Annotated in this window: 7 protein-coding genes; 5 read left to right on the forward strand and 2 right to left on the reverse strand. The window is 28.5% G+C overall.

Translation table 11 applies throughout. The features are described 5' to 3' along the window. The first annotated feature begins 20 nt into the window (after positions 1 to 20). From I6E15_RS07035 to I6E15_RS07055, 5 genes are all read left to right on the forward strand, one after another. A complete protein-coding gene (locus tag I6E15_RS07035) occupies positions 21 to 368 on the forward strand; it encodes a YbaB/EbfC family nucleoid-associated protein (RefSeq protein WP_235247134.1) in 348 nt (115 codons plus the stop codon). Positions 369 to 515: 147 nt separating this feature from the next. After that, positions 516 to 1,145 carry a lysophospholipid acyltransferase family protein gene (locus I6E15_RS07040; RefSeq protein ID WP_235247135.1) on the forward strand — a complete coding sequence of 210 codons (630 nt, stop codon included), beginning with the start codon at positions 516 to 518 and terminating at the stop codon, positions 1,143 to 1,145. Further along, positions 1,145 to 3,064 carry a methionine--tRNA ligase gene (metG, locus tag I6E15_RS07045; protein ID WP_235247136.1) on the forward strand — a complete coding sequence of 640 codons (1,920 nt, stop codon included), beginning with the start codon at positions 1,145 to 1,147 and terminating at the stop codon, positions 3,062 to 3,064. The genes I6E15_RS07040 and metG overlap by 1 nt, the downstream gene beginning before the upstream one ends. Positions 3,065 to 3,087: 23 nt before the next feature. After that, positions 3,088 to 3,963, forward strand: coding sequence for a UTP--glucose-1-phosphate uridylyltransferase GalU (gene galU, locus I6E15_RS07050; RefSeq protein ID WP_235247137.1), 876 nt, complete (start codon positions 3,088 to 3,090; stop codon positions 3,961 to 3,963). A gap of 22 nt (positions 3,964 to 3,985) precedes the next feature. Further along, positions 3,986 to 5,716 (forward strand): phospho-sugar mutase, encoded by a 1,731-nt coding sequence (locus I6E15_RS07055; RefSeq protein WP_235247138.1) that lies wholly within the window; start codon positions 3,986 to 3,988, stop codon positions 5,714 to 5,716. An 80-nt stretch (positions 5,717 to 5,796) separates the two neighbouring features. Here the strand turns inward: I6E15_RS07055 and I6E15_RS07060 are convergent, their stop codons facing one another. Beyond that, a complete protein-coding gene (locus I6E15_RS07060; protein WP_235247139.1) occupies positions 5,797 to 7,089 on the reverse strand; it encodes a hypothetical protein in 1,293 nt (430 codons plus the stop codon). A 55-nt stretch (positions 7,090 to 7,144) separates the two neighbouring features. Continuing rightward, on the reverse strand, positions 7,145 to 7,660 hold the full coding sequence (locus tag I6E15_RS07065) for a hypothetical protein (RefSeq protein WP_235247140.1): 516 nt from the start codon (positions 7,658 to 7,660) through the stop codon (positions 7,145 to 7,147). Between the last annotated feature and the right edge of the window lie 160 nt (positions 7,661 to 7,820).

A 7,820-nucleotide genomic window follows, 5' to 3' on the forward strand; every position in this document is an offset into this window, starting at 1 on the left:
GTGTTTAGGAGGATTTAAAAGTGGTAAGAAAATTAAAAACAGCTAAAGGTAGTGCAAATCAAATGGATATCATAAGACAAGCTCAAGCTATGCAGCAAGAGATGTTAAAAATACAAGAGGAGTTAAAAGGAAAAGAAGTTGAAGCTTCTGTTGGTGGAGGAGCTGTTGTTGTTAAAGCTAACGGACAAAAAGAAGTTACTAGTATAACAATCTCTGAAGAAACAATAAAAGATGCAGCAACTGACAAAGAAATGTTAGAAGATTTAGTTCTTTCAGCAGTAAAAGAAGCTATGAGACAAGCAGAAGAATTATCAGAAAAAGAAATGTCTAGAGTAACTGGTGGAATGAATATCCCAGGACTATTCTAGTTTGTAGTTAAATAAATACTCAAAGGCTATTATCTTAAAAATAACTAAAGATAGTAGCTTTTTTTATAAAAAAAGTCAAGTTACTTGAAAAATGTTTTATCAAGTGGTATAATCAAGTTATAAGTAAAATAATTGTCAGGAGATAAAATGTACAAATTTTATGGATTATTAGTGTACTATATTATTATGTTAATAAAGTTGACACTAAAAATTGAAATTATTGGAAAAGAAAATATGGAAGAGGATAAACCTTATGTGTTGGCTCTTTGGCACAACAAAGTAGTTGCTACAGTTTTAGCTTTAGGATTTATTAAAAAAAGAGCTGGACTTGCTAGTCCCTCTGCTGATGGAGAGCTTATCTCTGTGCCTCTTGAAAAATTAGGTTACAAAATGATAAGAGGTTCATCAGGAAAAGATTCTGTAAAAGGATTGGTTCAACTTATAAAAGCTGTAAAAGAGGGATATACTATTGGAACTCCACTAGATGGGCCAAAAGGACCAAGATTTGAAGCAAAACAAGGAATGATGTATGTAGCTCAAAAATCTGGAAGACCAATGGTTTTTATGGGAGCTGCTTACAGTAAAAAATGGGTTTTATCAAAAACTTGGGACAAATGCCAAATACCAAAACCTTTCTCAAAGGTTATCTGTGTAATAAGTGAACCTTTTTACCTTGAAAAATCTATTCCGGTAGAAGATTACAAAGAGATTGTTGAAAAAAAACTTAACGACATAAATGAAGTTGCAGAAAATTTAATAGAAGATAAGGAGAGATAATGGAAAGTAAAAACTTTTATATAACAACACCGATATATTATGTTAATGGAGATCCACATGTTGGAAGTGCTTATACTACAATAGCTGCTGACGTTATGGCAAGATACAAAAAAACTCAAGGTTATGATGTATATTTCCTAACAGGAACTGACGAACATGGACAAAAAGTAGAAGAAACAGCAAAAGCTAAAGGAATGACACCACAAGAATGGACAGACCTTATGGCTCCAAGATTTGTTGAGATGTGGAAAGCTTTAAACATAAAAAATGATGATTTCATCAGAACTACTCAAGAAAGACATAAAAAAGCTGTTAAGAAAATTCTTCAAACAGTTTGGGAAAAAGGAGATATCTACAAAGGAGAATATGAAGGAAAATATTGCGTTTCTTGTGAAACTTTCGTTCCTGAAAATCAAATTGTTGGAGATAACTGCTGTCCTGACTGTGGAAAACAATTAAGAATGGTAAAAGAGGAATCATATTTCTTCAGAATGTCAAAATATCAAGATGCTCTTTTAAAACATATAGATGAACACCCTGATTTTATCCTACCTCGTTCAAGAAGAAATGAAGTAATTTCTTTCATTAAACAAGGTTTACAAGATTTATCAATATCAAGAAATACTTTTGAATGGGGAATCCCTATTGAATTTGCACCAGGACATATTACTTATGTTTGGTTTGATGCTTTAACAAACTATTTAACAGCTGTTGGATATGAAAATGATCCTGCTACATTTGAAAAAAGATGGACAAATGGAGAAGTTGTTCACCTACTTGGAAAAGATATTGTTAGATTCCATGCTATAATCTGGCCTTGTATGTTACTTTCAGCTGGTGTAAAATTACCAGATAAAATAGTTGCTCATGGTTGGTGGACTTCTGAGGGAGAAAAAATGTCAAAATCTAAAGGAAATGTAGTTGCTCCATTAGATGAAGTTAAAAAATATGGTGTTGATGCATTTAGATATTATCTATTAAGAGAAGTTTCATTTGGAAATGATGGAGATTATTCTACAAAAGCTATAATAAATAGAATTAACTCAGATCTTGCTAACGACCTTGGAAACTTACTAAACAGAACTCTTGGAATGTATAAAAAATATTTTGGAGATGAAATTGTAAAAGGTGGAGAGTTCCAAGAAATAGATTTAGGAGCTCAAAAACTGTTTGATGAAACTCTAGCTCTAGTTGATGACGCTATGTCAAGACTTGAATTCTCAAGAGCATTAGAATTTATTTGGAAATTTATCTCTAGAATGAATAAATACATAGATGAAACTGGTCCTTGGTTACTAGCAAAAGATGAAACTCAAAAAGAAAGACTTGCTACAATAATGAACATGCTAGTTTACTCATTAGAAAAAATCGCTGTTTTAGTAGCTCCATATATGCCAGAAGCTGGACAAAAAATCTGGTCACAACTTGGAATTGAAAAAAATATAGAAACTGCACAAATTTCTGACGTAGAAGGTTGGGATTTATTATCTGCTGGTCATAAACTTGGAACACCTACACCAATCTTCCCAAGACTTGAAGTTGAAAAAGAAGTTAAAGAAAAAAATCCAGTAAATAAAGATTTAAAAATAGAAAATCCTATTAATATAGATGATTTTTCAAAAGTTCAAATAAAAGTTGTTGAAATTTTAGAAGCTGATAAAGTAAAAGATTCTGATAAACTTTTAAAATTCAAAGTAAATGATGGAAAAAATATAAGACAAATAGTTTCTGGAATAGCAAAATACTATCCTAACTATGAAGAACTAGTTGGTAAAAAAGTTCTTGCTGTTGTAAACTTAGAGCCAGTAGTATTAAAAGGAGAATTATCTCAAGGAATGCTTTTAAGTTCTGAAGAAAAGAAAAGAATAAAACTAGTTGAAGTTGATCCATCAGTAAAAGTTGGTTCAAAAATAAAATAGTAAAAAATTCGAGGTGAAATGTTATGAAAAAAGTAACTAAAGCTGTAATACCAGCAGCTGGACTTGGAACTAGAGTTTTGCCAGCAACAAAAGCTCAACCAAAAGAGATGCTAGTAATAGTAGATAAACCTTCTCTTCAATATATAGTAGAGGAGTTAGTTGAATCTGGAATAACAGATATAGTTATTATTACAGGAAGAAATAAAAATTCTATTGAAGATCATTTCGACTATTCTTATGAATTAGAAGAAACTTTAAAAGAAAAGGAGAAAGATGAGCTTTTAGAAAAAGTAAAACACCTTTCAGAAATTGCTAATATATTTTATGTAAGACAAAATCACCCATTGGGACTTGGACATGCTATCCTTAAAGCAAAACCATTTATAGGAGATGATCCTTTTGTAATTGCTTTAGGAGATGATATTGTCTATAATGAAAAAACTGCTACATCTCAATTAATAGAAACATATGAAAAATATGGAGCTAGTGTATTGGGAGTTCAAGAAGTACCAAAAGAAGATGTTACAAAATATGGAATTGTGAAACCAAGTGAAATCCTTGATAGTAAAACTGTTGGGGTAGAGGATTTCGTTGAAAAACCTAGTATCAAAGAAGCTCCATCTACTATGGCTTGTCTTGGAAGATATCTTTTAGATGGAAAGATTTTCAAATTCTTAGAAGAGACAGAAGCTGGAAAAGGTGGAGAGATACAACTTACAGATGCTATACTTAAAATGTTAAAAGCTGGAAATAAAGTTGTAGCTCATAACTTTGAGGGAAAAAGATACGATATAGGAAACAAAATAGGGTTATTAAAAGCAAATATTGAATTTGGTCTAAGAAACGAGGAAACTCGTGATGACCTTATAAAATATTTAAAAGAAGAATTAAAAATATAATTACAAATGAAGGGAGATAAGTATGGACGAAAAAACTTTAGAAATGTACAATCTTTGGTTAAATTCATCATACATAGATGAAGCTGACAGAGAGGAATTAAAAAATTTAGCTGGTAACGAAAAAGAGATACAAGAAAGATTCTATACTAATATTAGCTTCGGAACTGCTGGAATGAGAGGAGTTAGAGGGGTTGGAACTAATAGAATAAATAAATATATGGTTAGAAAAGCTACTCAAGGTCTTGCTAATTATATGTTAAAAATGACTGGAGAAGAGGGAGCTAAAAAAGGGGTTGCAATAGCTTATGACTGTAGAATTGGTTCTTATGAATATGCTATAAACTCAGCTCTTGTACTTGCTGGAAATGGAATAAAATCATATTTATTTGAATCTTTAAGAACTACACCAGAACTTTCTTTTGCTGTAAGAGAATTAAAAGCTCAAGCTGGTATAATGGTTACTGCTTCTCATAACCCACAAGAATATAATGGATATAAAGTTTACTGGGATATTGGTGGACAAATAGTTGAACCAGAAGCTTCTGGAATAATAAATTCTGTTAATGATATAAAAGATTTTGCAGAAATCAAAATGATATCTGAAGAAGAAGCTAAAGCAAAAGGTTTACTTGAAATCGTTGGACAAAAATTAGATGACAGATTTATAGAAGAAGTTAAAAAAGAAGCAATACATACAGATATTCCTGGTAAAAAAGATTATAAAATAGTTTACTCTCCATTACACGGAACTGCTGGAAGACCAGTTAAAAGAATTTTAGCTGAAATGGGATTTGAAAGTATATATGTAGTAAAAGAACAAGAACAACCAGATGGAATGTTCCCAACTTGTTCTTATGCGAACCCAGAAGATACAACAGTTTTTGCTCTATCAACAAAATTAGCTGATGAAGTTGGAGCAGATTTATGTATAGCTAATGACCCTGATGGAGATAGAACAGGTATCGCTGTTAAAGATGAAAATGGAAATTGGTTATATCCAAATGGAAACCAAATTGGTATGTTATTTATGGATTACATCTTAAAAATGACAAAACCTCTACCATTAAATGGAGCTGTTGTATCAACAATAGTTTCTACTCCAATCCTAGATGAAATTGGAAAAGCTTACGGAGTAAAAGTTTGGAGAACTTTAACAGGATTTAAATATATTGGAGAAAAAATAGAAGAATTTAAAAATAAAGTTTTAGATGGAACTTATCTATTTGGATTTGAAGAATCAATAGGATACTTAAAAGGTACTCATGTAAGAGATAAAGACGCAGTTGTTGCTTCTCTTCTACTTGCTGAAATTGGTGCTTACTACCATAGTCAAGGTACATCTATTGCTAAAGAAATAGAAAAAATCTATGAAACTTATGGTTGGTACGGAGAAGAAACTGTTCCTGTAACTAAAAAAGGAATGGATGGAGCTAAAGAAATAGCTGGTATAATGGCTAACTTAAGAGAAAAAGAGATAACTGAAGTTGTTGGTAAAAAAGTTGCTGTTATGAAAGACTTCCAAAAACAAGTTGAAACTGACTATGCTAATGGAACTAAAAAAGCTATTGAACTTCCAAAAGCTGATGTATTACAATTCATATTAGAAGATGGAACTATGATTACAGTAAGACCATCTGGAACTGAACCAAAAATTAAATACTATATGTATGTAAAAGATACTAGCAAAGAAAAAGCTGAGGCTAAACTTGCTGATACAAAAGCTAAATTCTTAGATTTTGTAGATAATTTATAATAAGAAATATTAATAGGATAATGTAGAAATGGACTGTTTTGAGAGCAGTCCGTTTTTACTATTTATAAAAAAATGTTGTTTTAAATTTTTATTATATCAATAATATCACTAATATTTTCTTTTATTGTTTTTATTCTGAAATTTATCATATGTATTACAAATAGAGTTACTTTAAATGCAAATCTAGCATTATTTCCAGATAAATAATTTCTACCATGAAGACATTCGTTACGAATATTAAAAGAATTTCCATTATACATGGTGTTGTAAACAAATATAAAATCTGCTACATTTTCAAAACTATGTTGTTCATTAAAAATCATTATTAATAATTCTCGTAACAAAGAACTAGGATCGTTATATTGCATAAATTCATCTATATTTTTTTTAAAAGGAAAAATGCCAAGTAAAGTCACTAATTCACGTATTTTAATTTCTAATATTGGAAATAGTTGTGTCAATAATGCTAATGATATTATATTTGAGTATGGTAATAATTCTATTTTTTCTTCTTTTTTTACAATATCATAAAGTTTATATTCATCAATAAAATTAATAAAAGTTTGAGTCTTAAGACTATAATTTTCATGTATACCTAAGACAAATTCTTTCCCATTGAGTTGATTTAACAATTTATAACCTTTTCTTTGCTGTAAATAGGTTACATAGTTTAAGAACATTTTATCAATATCATGACGTTCAAAGGTTATTTCTGATTTTTTAGTAGGAAATATAGGACTTAATGATATTTGAGAGATTATGTATTTGAGAGGATTTTCAGATACAGATATCATAATATTTAATATTTCTTCCTCAGATACAGGAGTACAGTATTGAGCAAAAATTATTGGATTTAATAAACTAATTTTATTAAATTCGTTGATATATTCATTTTTAAATTCTTGTTTAAAGGAAATTGACTTCAGATTTTTACATTGTTTTTCATAGACATTTTCTTGCCAAAATTTTTGTGTATATATCATTTCTTTTTGAATATACCTTTTATCTATAATTTGACTACTTTTATTAATATTAATTAAAAATATCATATAATCATAGAATAAAATAGAAATACTAATTTCAGTATTTTTATCTATACACTCTTTAAATTTTTTACTAACAATTTTTAAATATTCTGTAGTAATATTTTTTATAATACTATCATCTTTTAAATAATTGCTTAATTCATTAATTGAATAAATATTATTAATGTTTTTAAATTTATTAGTCAAAAATTTTGTTATTATATCTTTTTGGAATTTAGAAATTGGAAATCCATCTTCTTTAATTCTTGTAATAAGTAGAGGATCTGTTATGCTGTGTAACATTTCTAAAAAGTTAATATAAGATTTATTTTTAATACAATCTTGCATTTTTTTATCTTTATGTAAACAAGATAAAATATGATATGAAGAACTAAAAAGAATTTTATGATTTTATTTTTTTAGAGTTAATGGCTTCTATTAAAAAATCACAGTGAAGAAGTTTTATTGTTGTTGGTGGATTAACATTGAATATCATATATAAAACAGAATCTAATACAAAATCTGTAGCAGAATTATTAAAATAATTTTTTAGAAGATTTAAAATTTTTTCATTAAATATTTCTGTGCTATTTCCATTTGAAAATATTGGTTGAAGCTTTCTTTCATTAAAAGACATTTCTAAAATTTCAAGTAAATATCTTTCTTGCCAAACCTGACAATCATCTTTATCTATGATTTTATATGAAAAAGTGTTGTAATTTAAAATTTCTTTTTCATGACGTGATAAAAAATTAATATTACAAGGAAGTTCTATTTTTCTTATATTATTACATAAATTTTTTAAGGGAACATCTATTCCTAATATAGGGATGTTTTTTAAGTAATCTATTAATTCTTTCTCATTTTCTAATAATGATTCTATTTTAATTAATTCAAAATAATTTTTTTGAATTAACATTTGAACATCATACAAATATTCAGAATCATTATCGCTATTTTCTAGTTTTGTAATTCAAACGCATAAAAAGAAAAGTTTACCTTTGATCTGTACCCTGTCAAGTACTCAATTTAATTATCAACATTTTTTTCTTTAAATTTCCTATATTCTATTGGACTTC

The sequence above is a fragment of the Fusobacterium perfoetens genome (genome assembly GCF_021531475.1).
Lineage (GTDB): Bacteria > Fusobacteriota > Fusobacteriia > Fusobacteriales > Fusobacteriaceae > Fusobacterium_B.